Source organism: Pseudomonas sp. FSL W5-0299, assembly GCF_005930655.1.
Taxonomy (GTDB): domain Bacteria; phylum Pseudomonadota; class Gammaproteobacteria; order Pseudomonadales; family Pseudomonadaceae; genus Aquipseudomonas; species Aquipseudomonas mandelii.
On record NZ_RXHX01000001.1, the window covers coordinates 116,955 to 135,348 of the forward strand.

The 18,394-nt window shown below is 61.0% G+C and carries 14 protein-coding genes and 2 pseudogenes; 10 read left to right on the top strand and 6 right to left on the bottom strand.

The features are described 5' to 3' along the window. Positions 1–8 precede the first annotated feature (8 nt). The 6 genes from FHL16_RS00580 to gcvP all read left to right on the top strand — a co-directional run bounded on the left by FHL16_RS00580 (position 9) and on the right by gcvP (position 8,997). On the top strand, positions 9–1,226 hold the full coding sequence (locus FHL16_RS00580; RefSeq protein ID WP_177346218.1) for a 2-octaprenyl-3-methyl-6-methoxy-1,4-benzoquinol hydroxylase: 1,218 nt from the start codon (positions 9–11) through the stop codon (positions 1,224–1,226). Between the two features lie 220 nt (positions 1,227–1,446). Beyond that, entirely contained in the window at positions 1,447–2,451 is a 1,005-nt protein-coding gene (locus FHL16_RS00585; RefSeq protein WP_077747172.1) for an extracellular solute-binding protein, read from the top strand. A 211-nt stretch (positions 2,452–2,662) separates the two neighbouring features. Next, positions 2,663–4,279, top strand: coding sequence for an ABC transporter permease (locus FHL16_RS00590; RefSeq protein ID WP_010464983.1), 1,617 nt, complete (start codon positions 2,663–2,665; stop codon positions 4,277–4,279). Between the two features lie 155 nt (positions 4,280–4,434). After that, positions 4,435–5,517, top strand: coding sequence for a glycine cleavage system aminomethyltransferase GcvT (gcvT, locus tag FHL16_RS00595; protein ID WP_077747173.1), 1,083 nt, complete (start codon positions 4,435–4,437; stop codon positions 5,515–5,517). A gap of 49 nt (positions 5,518–5,566) precedes the next feature. Then, positions 5,567–5,950 carry a glycine cleavage system protein GcvH gene (gene gcvH / locus FHL16_RS00600; RefSeq protein ID WP_010464979.1) on the top strand — a complete coding sequence of 128 codons (384 nt, stop codon included), beginning with the start codon at positions 5,567–5,569 and terminating at the stop codon, positions 5,948–5,950. 173 nt (positions 5,951–6,123) lie between these two features. Beyond that, positions 6,124–8,997 carry an aminomethyl-transferring glycine dehydrogenase gene (gene gcvP / locus FHL16_RS00605; protein WP_010464977.1) on the top strand — a complete coding sequence of 958 codons (2,874 nt, stop codon included), beginning with the start codon at positions 6,124–6,126 and terminating at the stop codon, positions 8,995–8,997. 114 nt (positions 8,998–9,111) lie between these two features. On the opposite strand, the gene FHL16_RS00610 is transcribed toward gcvP, so the two are convergent. After that, a complete protein-coding gene (locus tag FHL16_RS00610; RefSeq protein WP_177346219.1) occupies positions 9,112–9,432 on the bottom strand; it encodes a DUF2388 domain-containing protein in 321 nt (106 codons plus the stop codon). 166 nt (positions 9,433–9,598) lie between these two features. Between FHL16_RS00610 and FHL16_RS00615 the strand changes: the two genes are divergently transcribed. Beyond that, a complete protein-coding gene (locus tag FHL16_RS00615) occupies positions 9,599–10,579 on the top strand; it encodes a hypothetical protein (protein ID WP_077747175.1) in 981 nt (326 codons plus the stop codon). A gap of 5 nt (positions 10,580–10,584) precedes the next feature. Here FHL16_RS00615 and FHL16_RS00620 read toward each other — a convergent pair whose 3' ends face one another. Then, complete coding sequence (locus tag FHL16_RS00620) at positions 10,585–12,369, bottom strand: GspE/PulE family protein (RefSeq protein WP_077747176.1); 1,785 nt, start codon at positions 12,367–12,369, stop codon at positions 10,585–10,587. Between the two features lie 90 nt (positions 12,370–12,459). Continuing rightward, entirely contained in the window at positions 12,460–12,798 is a 339-nt protein-coding gene (locus FHL16_RS00625) for a hypothetical protein (protein WP_010466649.1), read from the bottom strand. A gap of 125 nt (positions 12,799–12,923) precedes the next feature. Between FHL16_RS00625 and FHL16_RS00630 the strand changes: the two genes are divergently transcribed. Beyond that, positions 12,924–13,388: an Lrp/AsnC family transcriptional regulator gene (locus tag FHL16_RS00630; RefSeq protein WP_046045137.1), complete on the top strand. Its 465-nt coding sequence runs from the start codon at positions 12,924–12,926 to the stop codon at positions 13,386–13,388. Positions 13,389–13,510: 122 nt separating this feature from the next. Here the strand turns inward: FHL16_RS00630 and FHL16_RS00635 are convergent, their stop codons facing one another. After that, the gene (locus FHL16_RS00635; protein ID WP_077747177.1) at positions 13,511–14,878 is read right to left on the bottom strand and encodes a CYTH domain-containing protein; all 1,368 of its coding nucleotides are present in this window, start codon (positions 14,876–14,878) and stop codon (positions 13,511–13,513) included. A 157-nt stretch (positions 14,879–15,035) separates the two neighbouring features. Between FHL16_RS00635 and argE the strand changes: the two genes are divergently transcribed. Both argE and argA read left to right on the top strand, forming a co-directional pair. Next, a complete protein-coding gene (argE, locus tag FHL16_RS00640) occupies positions 15,036–16,205 on the top strand; it encodes an acetylornithine deacetylase (RefSeq protein ID WP_077747178.1) in 1,170 nt (389 codons plus the stop codon). A 233-nt stretch (positions 16,206–16,438) separates the two neighbouring features. Further along, the gene (gene argA / locus FHL16_RS00645; RefSeq protein ID WP_010466657.1) at positions 16,439–17,737 is read left to right on the top strand and encodes an amino-acid N-acetyltransferase; all 1,299 of its coding nucleotides are present in this window, start codon (positions 16,439–16,441) and stop codon (positions 17,735–17,737) included. Positions 17,738–17,889: 152 nt separating this feature from the next. On the opposite strand, the pseudogene tauA (FHL16_RS34860) reads toward argA, so the two are convergent. Next, a pseudogene (gene tauA, locus FHL16_RS34860) lies at positions 17,890–18,019 on the bottom strand (taurine ABC transporter substrate-binding protein); the annotation flags it as partial. Positions 18,020–18,084: 65 nt separating this feature from the next. Next, positions 18,085–18,276: pseudogene (gene tauA / locus FHL16_RS34865) on the bottom strand (taurine ABC transporter substrate-binding protein); the annotation flags it as partial. Between the last annotated feature and the right edge of the window lie 118 nt (positions 18,277–18,394).

The window sequence follows — 18,394 nt, forward strand, 5'->3', positions numbered from 1 at the left end:
GCATGGAAATGCGCGCAGATCTGCTGATTGTCGGGGCCGGAATGGTCGGCAGCGCCCTGGCGCTGGCGTTGCAGGACAGCGGGCTGGAAGTCCTGTTGCTGGACGGCAGCCCGATGAGCGTCAAACCCTTTGATGCCCAGGCGCCGTTCGAACCGAGGGTGAGTGCCTTGTCGGCGGCCAGCCAGCGCATTCTCGAGCGCCTGGGCGTGTGGGACGGCATCGCCAATCGCCGCAGCAGCCCTTACACCGACATGCAGGTCTGGGATGGCAGCGGCACCGGGCAGATTCATTTCTCGGCCGCCAGTGTGCATGCCGACGTGCTGGGCCATATCGTCGAGAACCGCGTGGTTCAGGATGCCTTGCTGGATCGTCTGCACGACTGCGACCTCGGGATGCTGGCCAATGCGCGTCTGGAGCAGATGCGCCGCTCCGGCGATGACTGGCTGCTGACCCTGGCCGATGGTCGCACCTTGCGCGCGCCCCTGGTGATAGCGGCGGATGGCGCCAATTCGGCGGTGCGGCGCCTGACCGGCGTGGCCACGCGCGAGTGGGACTATCTGCACCATGCGATCGTCACCAGCGTGCGCAGCTCCAAACCTCATCAAATGACCGCGTGGCAGCGCTTCACCGACAACGGTCCATTGGCGTTTCTGCCGTTGGAGCGGGACGGTCAGCAGGATTGGTGTTCGATCGTCTGGTCGACCACGCCGAGCGAAGCCGAACGCCTGATGGCGCTGGACGACGGCGCTTTCTGTCTCGAATTGGAACGCGCCTTTGAAGGCCGGCTCGGCACGGTGCTCAGCGCCGACCCGCGTTTGTGCGTGCCGCTGCGTCAGCGGCATGCCAAGCGATATGTGGCTGAAGGTTTGGCGTTGATCGGTGATGCGGCGCATACCATTCACCCGCTGGCCGGGCAGGGCGTCAACCTCGGTTTCCTCGACGCCGCTGTGCTGGCCGAAGTGCTGCTGCAAGCGGCAGGGCGCGGCGAGCGATTGGCGGATGTGAAGGTGCTGAGTCGTTACGAGCGTCGGCGCATGCCGCACAACCTGGCGTTGATGGCGGCGATGGAAGGCTTTGAACGCTTGTTCCAGGCGGATCCGTTGCCGGTTCGCTGGTTGCGTAATGCCGGGTTGAAGATGGTTGACCAGATGCCGGAAGCCAAGGCGTTGTTCGTGCGCGAAGCGCTGGGGTTGATCGGGGATTTGCCGGCGCTGGCCAAGGCCTGACATCTTCATTGCGGCAGACGGCCTCATCGCGAGCAGGCTCGCTCCCACAGTTGAAATGCATTCCCCTGTGGGAGCGAGCCTGCTCGCGATGGCGTTGGTACATTCACCACCCATGTCGACCATGCAACATTTGGTAACGCCTCCGCGAACTGTTCGATTGAGAAGCTAAATGTGAGTCCTTATCATTTGCCCTCAATTTTCCAATCGAGAGATCGCTCCCATGTTGGCACCGAAGCGTCTACTGACTGCACTCGCCCTGACCCTGATCGGTAGCACCACTGCCCAGGCCGCCGACGAGGTGGTGGTTTACTCCTCGCGTATCGACGAGCTGATCAAGCCGGTCTTCGATGCCTACACCGCGAAAACCGGTGTGCAGGTGAAGTTCATCACCGACAAGGAAGCGCCGTTGATGCAGCGGATCAAGGCCGAGGGCGAGAACGCCACCGCCGACCTGCTGCTGACCGTCGATGCCGGCAACCTCTGGCAGGCGGAGCAGATGGGCATCCTGCAACCGTTCACCTCCAAGGTGATCGACGCCAACATCCCGCTGCAATACCGCTCCTCGGCTCACGCCTGGACTGGCTTGAGCCTGCGGGCCCGGACCATCGCCTACTCCACCGCGCGGGTGAAACCGGGCGAGCTGAGCACTTACGAAGGGCTGGCCGACAAAAACTGGGAAGGTCGCCTGTGCCTGCGCACGGCGAAGAAGGTCTACAACCAGTCCTTGACCGCCACCATGATCGAAGTGCACGGCGCCGAAAAAACCGAGAAGATCCTCAAAGGTTGGGTCAACAACCTGTCCACCGATGTGTTCTCCGATGACATCGCGGTGCTGGAAGCGATCAACGCTGGCCAATGCGACGTCGGCATCGTCAACACTTACTACTATGGCCGCCTGCACAAACAGAAGCCTGACCTGGCCGTGAAGCTGTTCTGGCCGAACCAGGGCGATCGCGGCGTACACGTGAACCTGTCGGGCATCGGCCTGACCAAGCATGCACCGCATCCAGAAGCCGCCAAAGCCCTGGTTGAATGGATGACCACCCCTGAAGCGCAGAAGATCTTCGCTGACGTGAACCAGGAATTCCCGGCTAACCCTGCGGTTCAACCGTCTGCGGAAGTGGCGAGCTGGGGCAAGTTTGTGGCGGATACGCTACCGGTGGAAATTGCCGGCAAGCGTCAGGCTGAAGCGATTCGCATGATGGATCGGGCTGGCTGGAACTGACTTCACCGTTATTGTGGCGAGCGGCTACCTGTGGCGAGGGAGCTTGCTCCCGCTGAGCTGCGAAACGGCCCCGTTGGCGTCGACAGGTCAGGATCGAGATGATCTGATAACCTCCTGCGGCTGCTTCGCACCCGAGCGGGAGCAAGCTCCCTCGCCACAAAATGGAGCCGACTTCAGGTTAGAGTCGGCCCATATTTTCTAGAGAATCCCCTTGGCCCACCCCGCCCAACGCCGCTGGTATCCCCTGGTCTTCGCCATCGCCGCGCTGGTCCTGCTGCCCCTGAGCGTCCTGTTCTTCTCCTGGCAAACCATCGATCAGCAAATCTGGTCCCACCTCTGGGACACCCAGATGCCGCGCCTGCTGGGCAATACCCTGACCCTGGTGCTCGGCGTCGGTATCGGCGTCACGCTCCTGGGTGTGAGCCTCGCCTGGCTCACCAGCCTCTGCGAATTTCCCGGCCGGCGTTGGCTGGACTGGGCGCTGATGCTGCCATTTGCCATTCCTGCTTACGTGCTGGCCTTCGTCTTCGTCGGCCTGCTGGATTTCGCCGGCCCCGTGCAAACCTTGCTGCGCGAATGGTTCGGCACCGAGCTGCGATTGCCGAGAGTGCGTTCCACCGGCGGCGTCATCCTTGTTCTGGTGCTGGTGTTTTATCCCTACGTTTATCTGCTGGCGCGCACTGCGTTCCTTGCCCAAGGCAAAGGCCTGATGGAAGCGGCGCGGGTGCTGGGGCAATCGCCGTGGCAGGCGTTCTGGCGAGTGGCCTTGCCCATGGCGCGGCCGGCGATTGGTGCCGGTGTGGCCTTGGCGCTGATGGAAACCCTGGCGGACTTCGGTGCGGTGTCGGTGTTCAACTTCGACACGTTCACCACGGCCATCTACAAAACCTGGTACGGATTTTTCAGCCTCTCCACCGCCGCGCAACTGGCCAGCCTGTTACTGCTGGTGGTGATGGTCGTGTTGTACGGCGAACGGCGTGCTCGCGGGGCCAACCGCACCAGCAATGAACGACCTCGCATCAAGGCGCTGTACCACCTGCGGGGTTTCAAGGCGTTGGCGGCCATGACTTGGTGTGGCCTGGTGTTCGCCTGTGCCTTCGTCATTCCGATGCTGCAACTGGTGGTGTGGTTCTGGCAGCGTGGACGCTTCGACCTGGATGAGCGTTACGCCGGTCTGATCGTCCACACCTTGTACCTGGGCGGCATGGCCGCGCTGATCACCGTCAGCGTTGCCCTGGTGCTGGCATTTGCCCGGCGCCTGGCACCGACCCGGGCGATCCGCTCCGGTATCAGCCTGGCCAACCTCGGCTACGCCCTGCCGGGTTCGGTGCTGGCGGTGTCGATCATGCTGGCGTTCAGTTATCTGGATCGCGAGCTGGTCATCCCGCTGTCGGGCTGGCTCGGTGGCGCGGGCAAGCCATTGCTGCTGGGCAGTCTGTCGGCGTTGTTGCTGGCCTATCTGGTGCGTTTCATCGCCGTGGCCTACGGACCGCTGGAAAGCAGCCTGGCGCGAATACGGCCATCTTTGCCCGAAGCGGCACGTAGCCTTGGGGTCAGTGGGCCACGACTGTTTTTCAAAGTGTATCTGCCGTTATTGCTGCCCGGCACCTTGAGCGCCGCGTTGCTGGTGTTCGTCGATGTGCTCAAGGAAATGCCCGCGACCCTGCTGATGCGCCCGTTTGGCTGGGACACGCTGGCGGTTCGGATCTTTGAAATGACCAGCGAAGGGGAGTGGGCGAGAGCTTCGTTGCCGGCCTTGACTCTGGTTTTGGTCGGGCTGTTACCGGTCATCGGATTGATTCGACGTTCGGCGCATCGAAACGCCTAGGTGTCAGTCCTACACCTTGAGGCTACAATGCGCGGCATTCGGTGCGGTCCGTCCTACGGACCTGGTAGCTGACATCGGCTCAAAGCCTTCTATTTCAAGGCTTTCGCCCGTGAAGCACCGGCCCGCACCTTCGCCACGCCCGGAAGGAGAAACCCATGGGACAGCGCACGCCTCTGTATGACCTTCATCTCGCCCTTGGCGCGAAGATGGTCGATTTTGGCGGTTGGGATATGCCTCTGCATTACGGATCGCAGGTCGAGGAACACCATCAGGTGCGCCGCGATTGCGGGGTTTTCGATGTATCCCACATGACCGTGATTGATGTCACCGGCCCCCAGGCCAAGGCCTGGCTCCAGCATTTGCTGGCCAATGACGTCGAGCGCCTGCACAGCCCTGGCCGTGCCTTGTACAGCACCATGCTCAACGAGCGCGGCGGCATCGTCGACGACATGATCGTCTACCGTCTCGAGGACGGTTATCGGCTGGTGGTCAACGCCTCCACCCGCAATCAGGACCTCGCCTGGATGCAGGCCCACCTCGATGGTTTCGATGTGCAGCTCAACGAGCGCTCCGAACTGGCGATGCTGGCGATTCAAGGCCCCCATGCCCGGCACAAGATTTCCGAACTGGTGACCCAGTCCCGCGGCAACCTGATCCAGATGCTCAAGCCTTTTGAAGGCCAGCCTGACGGCGACTGGTTCATCGCGCGCACCGGATATACCGGTGAAGATGGCCTGGAAATCGTTCTACCCGCCAATCAGGCGCCAGGGTTTTTCAACGACCTGGTGGGCGCGGGCATTTCTCCTATCGGCCTGGGTGCCCGGGATACCTTGCGTGTCGAAGCCGGCATGAACCTGTACGGCCAGGACATTCATCAAGACGTTTCACCGCTGGCCTCGAACATGGCCTGGAGCATTGCCTGGGAACCGGCCACTCGCCAGTTCATTGGTCGCAGTGCTCTGGAAACCGAGCGGGCCGGTGGTGTGCAGCATAAGCTGGTCGGTCTGGTCCTTGAGGAGCGTGGGGTTTTGCGCGCTCATCAAGTGGTCCGTATCGCCAATGTTGGCGAAGGAGAGATCACCAGTGGTAGTTTCTCTCCTACGCTTAGCAAGTCGATAGCACTGGCGCGCGTGCCGATGGCAACTGCCGACCGCGCAGAAGTGGAAATCCGTGGCAAGTGGTACCCGGTCCGGGTGGTCAAACCGACCTTCGTCCGCCATGGCAAAACCTTGATCTAACCTTTTTGGCGGGCAACGACCGCTGACAATTCTCTTGAGGACACAGAACATGAGCGATATCCCTGCCGACCTGCGTTTTGCCGAAAGTCACGAATGGGCCCGTCTGGAAACCGATGGCACCGTTACCGTGGGCATCAGCGATCACGCTCAGGAAGCCTTGGGCGATGTGGTGTTCGTTGAGCTGACTGAAGTTGGAAAAGTTTTCGCTGCCGGCGATCAATCCGGTGTCGTTGAGTCGGTTAAAGCTGCGTCCGACATCTATGCGCCGATTGCTGGCGAAGTGATTGCGATCAACGAAGAGCTGAACGGTTCGCCTGAACTGCTGAACACCGATCCATACGGCGCGTGGATCTTCAAACTCAAGCCTAGCGACAAGGCTGAGCTGGACAAGCTGCTCGATGCAGCCGGCTACAAGGCCGCCATCGGCGACTAAGCCTTCAGCGTCATCCCAAAGCCCCGACGTGTCGGGGCTTTTTTTCGCCTGACGGATTTCCCTGTGGGAGCGGGCAAGCCTCGCTCCTGCACGGGTTCGCTGTTGGCAGCGGCTGCTATGCTGGTTTGACCGTGTTGCATCGACGTTGAGCGCCAGCCTAGAGAGAGCCCGTCATGTCCCAGTTGCCGTCCTTGAGCCAGTTACGCGATCCCAATGCCTTCCTTCGCCGCCACCTTGGCCCCGATGCTGCCGAGCAACAGGCGATGCTCGACAGCCTCGGCCTCGGCAGCCGGGTCGAACTGATCGAACAGACGGTACCGCCGGGAATCCGCCTGAACCGCGAGCTCGATTTGCCGCCGGCCCTCGACGAAGAGGCTGCGCTGGCCAAGCTGCGCGGGTACGCCGAGCAAAACCAGGTCTGGACCAGCCTGATCGGTATGGGTTACCACGGCACCCTCACGCCGGCCGTCATTCTGCGCAACGTGTTGGAAAATCCCGGTTGGTACACCGCCTACACCCCTTATCAGCCGGAGATTGCCCAGGGGCGGCTCGAAGCGCTGCTGAATTTCCAGCAATTGACCATCGACCTCACGGGCCTCGAACTGGCCAACGCTTCGCTGCTCGATGAAGCCACGGCGGCGGCGGAAGCCATGGCGTTGGCCAAGCGGGTCGCCAAGTCCCGGAGCAATCTGTTCTTCGTCGATGAGAACTGCCATCCGCAAACCATTTCCGTGGTGCAGACCCGGGCCGAAGGGTTCGGTTTCGAGCTGATCATCGACGCTGTGGATAACTTGAAACAGCACGAGGTGTTTGGTGCGTTGCTGCAATATCCCGACACCCACGGCGAGATCCGCGACCTGCGTCCGTTGATCGATCATCTGCATGCCCAGCAGGCGCTGGCCTGTGTCGCGACGGATCTGCTGAGCCTGCTGTTGCTGACCCCGCCTGGGGAGTTGGGCGCCGACGTGGTGTTCGGCTCGTCCCAGCGCTTCGGTGTGCCGATGGGGTACGGCGGGCCGCACGCTGCGTTTTTTGCCAGCCGCGATGAGTACAAACGGGCGATTCCCGGGCGGATCATCGGCGTGTCGAAAGATGCTCGCGGCAATGTCGCGCTGCGCATGGCCCTGCAAACCCGTGAGCAACATATCCGCCGGGAGAAGGCCAACTCGAACATCTGCACCGCTCAGGTGCTGCTGGCCAACATCGCCAGTTTCTATGCGGTCTACCATGGTCCGGAAGGACTCAAACGCATTGCCCAGCGCGTCCATCGGTTGACCTGCATCCTCGCCGCTGGCCTGGAGCGTCACGGCATCACTCGCCTCAACACCCACTTTTTCGACACGCTGACGCTGGAGGTTGGTGGTACTCAGACCGCAATTATCGAAAGCGCCCAGGCAGCACAGATCAACTTGCGCATTCTCGGGCGCGGGCAGTTGGGGCTGAGCCTCGACGAAACCTCTGACGAATCCACGGTAGCGAAACTGTTTGATGTGTTCCTCGGTTCCGATCATGGGCTGAACGTCGACGAACTGGACGCTCAAACCCTTGCTTCCGGTATTCCGGCAGGTCTGCTGCGCACCTCGCCTTATCTGCGTCATCCGGTATTCAGCGCCCATCACAGCGAAACCGAGATGCTGCGTTACCTCAAGCAACTGGAAAACAAAGACCTGGCGCTCAACCAATCAATGATCCCGCTGGGCTCCTGCACCATGAAACTCAATGCCACCAGCGAGATGATCCCCATCACCTGGCCGCAATTCGCCAACCTGCATCCGTTTGTACCGAAAGAGCAGGCGGTGGGTTATTCGCTGATGATCGAGGAACTGGAACGCTGGCTCTGCGCAATCACCGGTTTCGACGCGATTTGCATGCAACCCAACTCCGGCGCTCAAGGCGAGTACGCCGGGCTGCTGGCGATCCGCAAATATCACGAGAGCCGTCATCAGGGGGCGCGAGAGATTTGCCTGATTCCGTCCTCGGCCCACGGCACCAACCCCGCCTCGGCGCAGATGGCCGGGATGCGCGTGGTGATCGTCGAGTGCGACGAGGCCGGCAACGTCGATCTGGATGACCTGAAGGGCAAGGCCGCGGACGCAGGCGACAAACTCGCCTGCCTGATGGCGACGTATCCGTCGACCCATGGCGTGTACGAGGAAGGCATCAGCGAAATCTGTGAAGTTATCCACAGCCACGGCGGCCAGGTGTACATGGACGGCGCCAACCTCAACGCACAGGTGGGATTGGCGCGGCCGGCGGACATTGGCGCCGATGTCTCCCACATGAACTTGCACAAGACGTTCTGCATTCCCCATGGCGGCGGCGGGCCGGGCATGGGGCCGATAGGCGTGCGCGCGCATTTGGCGCCGTTCGTCGCCAATCACCCGGTGGTGCCGATTGAGGGACCGCTGGCGCAGAACGGTGCGGTCAGCGCAGCGCCCTGGGGCAGCGCAAGCATTTTGCCGATCAGCTGGATGTACATCGCCATGATGGGCCCGCAATTGGCGGATGCCAGCGAGGTGGCGATCCTCGCTGCGAATTACCTGGCGCAACATTTGTCCGGGGCGTTTCCAGTGCTCTTCACCGGGCGCAACGAACGGGTGGCGCACGAATGCATCCTCGATTTGCGGCCATTGAAGGCGCTGACCGGGATCAGTGAAGAGGACGTGGCCAAGCGTCTGATGGATTACGGCTTCCATGCGCCGACCATGTCGTTTCCGGTGCCAGGGACACTGATGGTCGAGCCGACCGAGAGCGAATCAAAGGCCGAACTGGATCGATTTATCGGGGCGATGCTGAGCATTCGCGCGGAAATCACCGAGGTGCAGAACGGTAACTGGCCCGCCGAAGACAATCCGCTGAAGCGAGCGCCGCACACCCTGGCCGATATCACCGGGGTCTGGGAGCGGCCTTACAGCATCGAGCAAGCGGTGACGCCGGATGCGCACACCAAGGCGCACAAGTATTGGCCGGTGGTGAATCGGGTGGACAACGTCTATGGCGACAGGAATCTGTTCTGTGCCTGCGTGCCCGTCGATGATTACCGCTGATCGCCCGGACTACGCAAATCCAATGTAGGAGCGAGCCTGCTCGCTCCTACAGGGTTTTGTGTCGGGCAAAAAAATGCCGCTCACGGGAGCGGCATTTTTATTCAGCTGAACAGCTTATTCCGAAGCCACGGCATTCTTTGCCAGGATCGCGTTCGCCAGTTCCATATCCGTCGCCTGCAGGCCCGGATTGTCGGAGCGTACTTTCTGCATTGCGGCTTCCAGATAAGGACCGCGGATGCCGCCGTCGCTGGCAACGAAGCTGCCGGCATCGTCCTGCGCGGCAACGATCAGCTTGTGATCCTTGAAGGTCAGGTAGGTCGAACCGGTGGTGGCACCGGACGAAATGACGTTACGCCAAAAGCTATCGGCCATCGCCGAACCGACTGGAAGGGACAACAAAGCGATGGTAGCGATAGCAAGTTTGAGACGCATGATGGGTGACTCCACTGGTTAACTACGGGGTTGGATCGCCATTTCCCCAATCCAGTTCCATGACGGCTCATTCAGATGGTTCGACTCGCTAGATGTTGCCCATTTGACCCACATGGGGTGCAGGCTCAGAGGTTGTTTGGCACCATGGCCGATTATTCTCGATGCATGGATGCTTCCCTTGGCTATTGGCGCAATGCTGTACGTCACTGTGTTGAATGTGGTACTGCTGGCGTTTGTCGGCCTACCCGCACTGTTGATTGCGCTGTGCGTTCCCGCCTGGCGCCGACAGATGTTGCGCCAACCCCGCAGGTTCGGTGCGCTTGGTTTGGTCTGTTTGAGCGTGGTCGGCGCCATGTCAGGCAACTACTGGCTGGATGCTGCCAACGATCGGGCGCGAAAGCCTACACTTGAGCATGACGTACAAGTCGAAGGTCTGCCGCTGCCTGCCGGCACCAGACTGCATCTGAGTACGGTCGACCCGCTGGATCAATACGATCAACCACAAGTCCATGGCCTGCCCAGCCTCATTGCTGCCGAATTTGTCGCACCGCACCGGATCAAGGGTATCAACGTCACGGCGCTGGAAATGTTTGGCCCGCCGTATGTGAAACTGCGGCTGGCCAGCGATCAAGCCGTTGATGGCTGGCCTTGTGCGAATGATACCTGGGTGACTTTCGAGATCGACGAAGAGACTCGCCTGCAACCGGATCGCTGGCGCTTCGAGTCCTGCACACTGGTGGCGAACACCGAGATGGGCGGGTTGACCTGGCCGTCCGGCAGTTACGTTCACCGTTACGGTGAGGAATATGAACTGACGCCGGGGGGGAAACGCGAGCGGGTTGTCCTTCAACGTGTTGCGTTGTCCGGCCCGACCCTGACCCTGAAACTGGATAAACAGCAAAAAGCCGTGGGTTGGGAGGGGCAACTGAATGACAGGATCACCTTTGGCGATTGGCAATACCCGCGTCTGACGAGGGTACGCGAGGACTCGCCGCACACGCTGCTGTTCAGCCCGAACAAATCAAACCCCGCACACAACCTGCGCACAGGCGAAATGCTGAAGGCGGGTCACTCGATCCTGCAGCGGAGCTCGGACGGTGCAGTGCTATGGATCAAGCCCAATACCGGATTGGGCCTGGCCGACTGGTAGCGCAGCTATTTCTGCTCACTCTGCGGCGTCACGCGCAATACTTCCTCGATCGTCGTCAACCCTGCGGCCACTTTCTGCGCTCCCGACAGCCGCAAACTGCGCATGCCTTCCTTGAACGCCTGGCGCCGCACCGCCAGCAAATCGGTGTCGGGATTGATCAGCGCCTTGACGCCATCCGTCAGTTGCATGATTTCGTAGACCCCGGCGCGGCCGCGATAGCCGGTGTCGCGGCATTCCAGGCAGCCGATGGCGCGCTGGGCATTGGTGGGCAGTGGCGCTTGCCAGGGTTTGGTCAGGGTTTGCCAGTCTTCTTCACCCAACGTCAGTGGTGCCTTGCAGTGCGAGCACAAGGTTCGCACCAGGCGCTGGGCCATGACGCCGAGCACCGTGGCTTTGATCAGGTAATGCGGCACGCCGAGTTCCAGCAAGCGGCTGATCGCGCTGGGCGCGTCATTGGTGTGCAAGGTCGAGAGCACCAGGTGACCCGTGAGCGCAGCCTGGATCGCCATTTCTGCGGTTTCGAGGTCGCGAATCTCGCCGATCATGATGATGTCCGGATCCTGCCGCATCAGTGCGCGAACACCGGCGGCGAAGGTCAGGTCGATGTTGTGCTGGACCTGCATCTGATTGAAGGCCGGCTCGACCATTTCGATCGGGTCTTCGATGGTGCAGAGGTTGACCTCCGGCGTCGCCAGTTTCTTCAGCGTGGTGTAAAGCGTGGTGGTTTTGCCCGAACCCGTCGGCCCGGTCACCAGAATGATGCCGTTGGGCTGGCGGGTCATGTCCTGCCAGCGGCGCAGGTCTTCGGCGGAGAAGCCCAACTGATCGAAGTCCTTGAGCAGCACCTCCGGGTCGAAGATCCGCATGACCATTTTTTCGCCAAATGCCGTCGGCAAGGTCGACAGCCGCAGCTCGACCTCACCGCCGTCCGGGGTTTTGGTCTTCACCCGGCCGTCCTGGGGTTTGCGTTTTTCCGCCACGTTCATCCGCCCGAGGCTTTTCAGGCGGCTGACGATGGCCATGGTCACTTGCGGGGGGAATTGATAGACGTTGTGCAGCACGCCGTCGATGCGAAAGCGCACTGTGCCTTGCTCGCGTCGAGGTTCGATGTGGATATCACTGGCGCGCTGCTGGAAGGCGTACTGGAACAGCCAGTCGACGATGTTGACGATGTGCGCGTCGTTGGCGTCCGGTTCCTGGTCGCTGGCGCCGAGGTTGAGCAATTGTTCGAAATTGCCCAGGTTGCTGGCCTGCTGATCGTTGTTGGTCGCACCGCTGACCGATTTGGCCAGCCGGAAAAACTCGACGCTGAAGCGCTGGATGTCCACCGGGTTGGCCACTACGCGTTTGATCGGCAGTTTCAGCACATGAGTCAGGTCAGCTTCCCAGCCGTTGACGTAAGGCTGGGCGCTGGCCACGGTCACCGCGTCGCGGTCGATGGACACCGCCAGAATCTTGTGACGCTGGGCGAAGGCGTAGGACATCAGCGGCGTAATCGCCGCCACGTTGATTTTCAGCGGATCGATGCGCAAGTAAGGCTGGCCCGCCTGCTGCGACAGCCACAGGGTCAGGCTTTCCAGATCGAGGTGTTTACCGGGACGGCTGAGGTCGTCCAGGTGCTGGCTGGCGATGAATTCCAGGGGATGCATCTGGCCATGGGTGGCGTGGCGGCGGCGGGCATTGAGCGCGTGTTCGGCCGAGTCCTGGCTGATAAAGCCCTGGGCGACCAGTTCACGCAGCAAATCATTGAGATCCAGCCAGCGGTCCTGAATGGCAAGTTGAACGGACATGCGGGCTCCTCATGAACAACAGTTCGCAAAGGATAGTCGCGGACCCGCCGACCGTTGGGCCACTACCCGACGAAGCCGTGTCGAGGTTTGTCAGCCCGCCGCCTGAACGGGCGCTTCCCGCAGGGAATCAGCCGCTTGCAGCTCCACCGAACACACGTTGATCAGGTTACGTAATTTTTCCGCAATCACTTCGGCGCGATGCCAGCTCAACCCGTCCATGACGATGTCGATCGACATCAGATCGTCCATCCGCTGCGCGCTGACCTGTTGCGGCGTCAGAAACTGCAAAGCGAACAGGTTGAGCGCCCGGCACAGCAGGTCCGGCTCGGCTTCGGCCAGCAGTTGGTAATGAACGCGGCAGTGCGCGTTGCCGGCGTGCCAGACATCGGCGCGGATAGGCGAGGTGTTCACAGCTTCCAGGTGCGGCATGGTCGGTCTCCAAATCAATGGAGGAATTTTTACATTCGGTGCCGGGCATTTCTTATCTATGATGGAGCTTATTGGCTATTTTTCGAATTGTTTGATTCGGTCAGCTATCAATTACGGGTTTATTTATGCACAGCGAGCTGGATGGCTACGACCGCAAGATTCTCGCGTTGCTGCAAGAAGACGCTTCGCTCTCCAGCGCGCAGATTGCCGAGCAGGTGGGACTTTCTCAGTCGCCGTGCTGGCGGCGGATTCAGCGGATGAAGGAGGAGGGGATCATTCGCGGGCAGGTGACCTTGCTCGACCGGAAGAAGATCGGGCTTAACACGCAGATCTTTGCCGAGATCAAACTCAACGCGCACGGGCGTTCGAACTTCACTGAGTTTACCGAGGCGATTCGCGGCTTTCCCGAGGTGCTGGAGTGTTATGTGCTGATGGGATCGGTGGATTTCTTGCTGCGGATCGTCACGGCGGACATCGAGGCGTATGAGCGGTTTTTCTTTGAAAAGCTGTCGATGGTGCCGGGGATTCAGGAAGTGAACTCGATTGTGGCGTTGTCGGAGATCAAGTCGACGACGAGTTTGCCTGTCTAGGGTATGCGGTGAATGTGCTGGCCTCTTCGCGGGCAAGCCTCGCTCCTACAGTGTTTGAGTCGGCCGCCGAATTGGGGTCAACGAAAATACTGTAGGAGCGAGGCTTGCCCGCGAAGGCGGTGTTACATGCGCAGCAGCATTTTCCAGGCACGATTCTGATAAACCGCAATGGCCTGCTGCTTGCGCGCATCCAGCGATTCATCGGTGATCGGCTCGTTCGCCAATTGGGCAAGCTGCTTCAGCTCGCCGTACAGGCGGTCCATTTCCGGGATGTCCAGCACGCCACGGGCATGGTGCAGCCAGGCCTGGATGCGCTCGATGCGCGGCAGTTGCTCGGCCAGGTCTTCCGGCTGTTGCTGATAACGCTGCAATTGCAGGGAGGTCGCTTCTTCACCCAGCAAACGCGGCAACCAGCTACCCAATTGCGCAGCACCCTGGCGATTGCCACGGACGTTGCGATCAGCTGCCCAGGTGCGGGCCAGCAACCAACGCGACGTGTTCAGCGAGAACAAGCCCCAGCGCGGGTCTTCCAGTTCTTCGAGGAATTGCTCCGGCGCGGCTTTGCGCACGTCTTCGTCGTCGATACCGGCTTGCACCAGCGGGCGCCAGTCTTCGAGCAAGGCATCCAGAGCAACGCGCAGATCGTGAGTCGACTGACGCGGTGCGGCCTGGCCCAGGCTGCTCAGCAAGGCACGCAATTCGGCCAGGTTCTCGACCCAGTCCTGCAACAAGCGCCAGTGGCCATTGAAGCGATACTGCTCGGCCAAACGCTGGCTGCTGCTCAGCAAATGCCAGCTCAGCGCGGCGAATGCATCGTCCAGCGGCGTTTCAGCGGTGATTTGCGGTGCCGGCAGGCTCAACGAATAGCTGTTGGCGTCGTACAAGCGATAACCGCGCTCGGCCTTGCTGATGTCACACGGCATCAGGGCCAGGGTCGCGGCCAGTTCGGCGGCCAGTTCCAGCAGGGCAGCCGGCTCGCCTTCGCGCAGTTCCAGTTCCAGCTCGCAGATTTCTTCTTTCTGCTTGCCGACCACCACGTGGCCCAGGTCCAGTGCGGCTTCGATGACCACTTTGGTCTTGCCGCGGCCCCAGGCGATTTCAGCGCGTTCGCGAACGAAATCGGTGGTGAAGATCGGTTTCAGGGTTTTCTTGTCCAGCTCGGCCAATTCTTCTGGCCAGCATTCGCCGTCGAGTTTTTTCACGTCGAGCTTGGCTTTGGGCAGGTTCCAGTCGTATTCGTTACGCTCGGACAGACCGGCGACGCTCTGGCCTCGGGTCTTGAGCGTTTGAATCACTTCTTCGCCGTCCTTGCGCAGGCGCAGGGCAACCTTGGCGCGGGCCAGGTCGCGCTCAGGCGTGTCGAAGTATTGGTTCATCAACTCACGGCGTTCCCAGCCACTTTTGTTGCGTTTTTTCAGGAGCGGGTGCTCGCGCAGGGCTGCGAGGGTTTCGCGGCTGACGCGGAGTTTGATTTCGGTTTCTTTCTGCATGGCCGGAAAATCCAGGATCGGGAGCGCAGCCGGGGGAAATGTGTGGCTGCCAAGGCCGTGCAGTGTACAGGACTCCTCAGTCCTACGTGCCGCGGCGGTTTATTCCTGTCGCCAGATGGTTCTATGATGGTCTTCAATTCGCGAGTTGGAGTCAGCGATGCCTTTGCCGTCCATGAAAGATCAGTTCGCTGCGCTGATTGCTGCGCCGACGGTCAGCTGTACCCAGCCCAGCCTTGATCAATCCAACCGTCCGGTCATCGACTTGCTGGCGACGTGGCTCGGTGACCTTGGTTTCGCCTGCGACATCCAGCAGGTCAGCCCCGGCAAGTTCAACTTGCTGGCCAGTTTCGGCTCCGGCCCCGGTGGCCTGGTGCTGGCCGGGCATAGCGATACGGTGCCGTTCGATGGCGCACTGTGGCAGACCGATCCGCTGAAACTGACCGAAGTCGATGGCCGCTGGGTGGGCCTTGGCAGTTGCGACATGAAAGGCTTTATTGCCCTGGCCATCGAGGCGGTGATTCCGCTGCTCGATCAGCCTTTCAAGCAACCGCTGCTGATCCTCGCCACGTGCGATGAAGAAAGCTCGATGTCCGGCGCTCGTGCCCTGGCCGAAGCCGGCCGTCCGCTGGGGCGTGCGGCAGTGATTGGCGAGCCGACCGGGCTGAAGCCGATCCGCATGCACAAAGGCATCATGATGGAACGCATCGACATCCTCGGGCAGAGCGGCCATTCCTCGGACCCGCGCCTGGGACATAGCGCCCTTGAGGCCATGCACGATGCCATCGGCGAGCTGCGTGGCCTGCGCCTGTTGTGGCAGCGTGAATTCCGCAATCCGCAATTCGGCGTGCCGACACCGACCATGAACTTCGGCTGTATCCATGGCGGCGACAATCCCAACCGCATCTGCGGCCAGTGTTCACTGGAATTCGACTTGCGGCCGTTGCCGGGCATGGACCCCAAAGCCCTGCGCGCGGCCATTCTGCAGCGGCTCAACCCGATTGCCGAACGCCATCAGGTGAAGATCAATTACGCGCCGCTGTTCCCCGAAGTGCCGCCGTTCGAGCAGGCCGAGGACGCCGAATTGGTCCGGGTCGCCGAAAAGCTCACCGGCCATCGCGCCGAAGCAGTGGCGTTCGGCACCGAAGCGCCTTATCTTCAGCGTCTTGGCTGCGAAACACTGGTACTCGGCCCGGGCGATATCGCCTGTGCGCACCAACCGGGTGAATACCTCGAAATGTCACGTTTGCAGCCTACCGTGCATCTATTACGTCAATTGATTGAACATTACTGCCTGACGCCGGCCCAAACGCCAATGTCAGCTGGTTGAACCTGTAGGAGCCGGCTTGCTGGCGATGAACGATGACGCGGTTCACCTGATGAGCCGCGGCGCCTGCATCGCCAGCAAGCCGGCTCTTACAGGTGTAAATTGCCAGTGTCCCAACCCGTATTCATGAGGAGAGCGCGCGTGTCGCCAAGCCTGTTCCGACGATAACCATCAGCCCGCTGTGCGTTTTCAGTTTCGCCCATTTTTTGGCTGCTATTTATTACAGGCCCAGGTTCATGCCCGAATACGTTAATTGGCTTCGTCACGCTTCGCCTTACATCAACGCTCACCGCGATTGCACCTTCGTCGTCATGCTGCCCGGCGACGGCGTTGAGCATCCGAATTTCGGCAACATCGTCCACGACCTGGTGCTGCTGCATAGCCTCGGCGTGCGCCTGGTGCTGGTTCACGGTTCCCGTCCGCAAATCGAAACCCGTCTCGCCGCACGCGGCCTGACCCCGCATTACCACCACGGGATGCGCATCACCGATGCCGCGACCCTGGAGTGTGTGATCGATGCGGTCGGCCAGTTGCGCATCGCCATCGAAGCGCGGCTGTCGATGGACATGGCCTCGTCGCCGATGCAGGGCTCGCGCCTGCGGGTGGCCAGCGGCAACCTGGTGACGGCACGGCCGATCGGCGTGCTGGAAGGCGTCGACTATCACCACACCGGCGAAGTGCGCCGGGTTGACCGCAAGGGCATCAATCGCCTGCTGGACGAGCGCTCCATCGTGCTGCTGTCGCCATTGGGCTACTCGCCGACCGGGGAGATTTTCAACCTCGCCTGCGAAGACGTTGCCACGCGCGCGGCCATCGACCTGGGTGCGGACAAACTGCTGCTGTTTGGTGCTGACCTTGGCTTGATCGATGAAAACGGTCGGCTGGTGCGTGAGCTGCGTCCGCAACAAGTCCCGGCGCATTTGCAGCGTCTGGGCAGCAACTATCAGGCGGAACTGCTGGATGCCGCGGCTGAAGCGTGCCGGGGCGGCGTTGCCCGCAGCCATATCGTCAGCTATGCCGAAAACGGTGCGCTGCTGACCGAGCTGTTCACCCGCGACGGTGGCGGCACGCTGGTAGCCCAGGAGCAATTCGAGATCGTGCGCGAAGCGGCCATCGAAGATGTCGGTGGTTTGCTGGACCTGATCAGCCCGCTGGAAGAGCAAGGGATTCTGGTGCGTCGTTCCCGCGAGGTGCTGGAGCGCGAGATTGAGCAGTTCAGCGTGGTTGAGCGCGAAGGCATGATCATCGCTTGTGCGGCGTTGTATCAGATTGCCGATTCGGACGCTGGCGAGTTGGCGTGTCTGGCGGTCAACCCGGAATACCGCCACGGCGGTCGCGGTGATGAGTTGCTGGAGCGCATCGAAACCCGCGCCCGGGCCCAGGGCTTGAAAACCCTGTTCGTGCTGACGACCCGGACCGCTCACTGGTTCCGCGAACGCGGGTTCGTGCCGAGCAGCGTCGAACGCCTGCCGTCGGCGCGAGCGTCGCTGTACAACTATCAGCGTAATTCGAAGATCTTCGAAAAAGCCCTGTAACTGCGGGCTTTTGTGGCGAGGGAGCTTGCTCCCGCTGGAGGCCGAAGGACTCCCAAACCCGGCAACTCGGTCTATCAGACATAACGCGTTTACCGGGTTTGGGGGCGCTCCGCAGCCCAGCGGGAGCAAGCTCCCTCGCCACAGGGTTTGTGTTACTCCTGCACGAACTTCGCGCTGACATACGCCGAATAATCCGGCAGCACCGTCTCGACCCTTCCCTTGCTCCTTCAAGAACTTCGCCGTCTCGCCAATGGCCTTGGCCGTGCCGCCGTCCAGCAGCGCCACGCTTGCAGGCGGCAGCGATTTCCGCCGGTTGCCGTTCACCACTTTGACCTTCGAGGCATCCAGGCCCTGAAACGGCGCCAGTCGATTTTCCACCCATGGTCTTTTCGTAAACACCGTCCGCTTGGGGGGCTTTGCTGGGGTCGATACCGGTTTGATAACCGACCGTGAGGTTCGCCGTTTGAACGCTGAGTGAAAAATAATAGCGATACACAAACTGTAACAATTGGTCTGGATAGTGCGCGTTTGGTCGTCATGGCGTGGCCTTTCGGGAGGGGATTGTTTCCGAATGGCGTCAAAGCTGATCGATCTAAAAAACCGCTAAAAAATACCTTTTAGGAATTAATTTTCGAGCCGGCCGCTCTGGCCCGGGAC

Coding starts and splice junctions, on each gene's coding strand:
- FHL16_RS00580 (WP_177346218.1), top strand. CDS start 9: ATGCGCGCAGATCTGCTGATTGTCGGGGCCGGAATGGTCGGCAGCGCC.
- FHL16_RS00585 (WP_077747172.1), top strand. CDS start 1,447: ATGTTGGCACCGAAGCGTCTACTGACTGCACTCGCCCTGACCCTGATC.
- gcvT (WP_077747173.1), top strand. CDS start 4,435: ATGGGACAGCGCACGCCTCTGTATGACCTTCATCTCGCCCTTGGCGCG.
- gcvH (WP_010464979.1), top strand. CDS start 5,567: ATGAGCGATATCCCTGCCGACCTGCGTTTTGCCGAAAGTCACGAATGG.
- gcvP (WP_010464977.1), top strand. CDS start 6,124: ATGTCCCAGTTGCCGTCCTTGAGCCAGTTACGCGATCCCAATGCCTTC.
- FHL16_RS00615 (WP_077747175.1), top strand. CDS start 9,599: ATGCTTCCCTTGGCTATTGGCGCAATGCTGTACGTCACTGTGTTGAAT.
- FHL16_RS00620 (WP_077747176.1), bottom strand. CDS start 12,369: ATGTCCGTTCAACTTGCCATTCAGGACCGCTGGCTGGATCTCAATGAT.
- FHL16_RS00625 (WP_010466649.1), bottom strand. CDS start 12,798: ATGCCGCACCTGGAAGCTGTGAACACCTCGCCTATCCGCGCCGATGTC.
- FHL16_RS00630 (WP_046045137.1), top strand. CDS start 12,924: ATGCACAGCGAGCTGGATGGCTACGACCGCAAGATTCTCGCGTTGCTG.
- FHL16_RS00635 (WP_077747177.1), bottom strand. CDS start 14,878: ATGCAGAAAGAAACCGAAATCAAACTCCGCGTCAGCCGCGAAACCCTC.
- argE (WP_077747178.1), top strand. CDS start 15,036: ATGCCTTTGCCGTCCATGAAAGATCAGTTCGCTGCGCTGATTGCTGCG.
- argA (WP_010466657.1), top strand. CDS start 16,439: ATGCCCGAATACGTTAATTGGCTTCGTCACGCTTCGCCTTACATCAAC.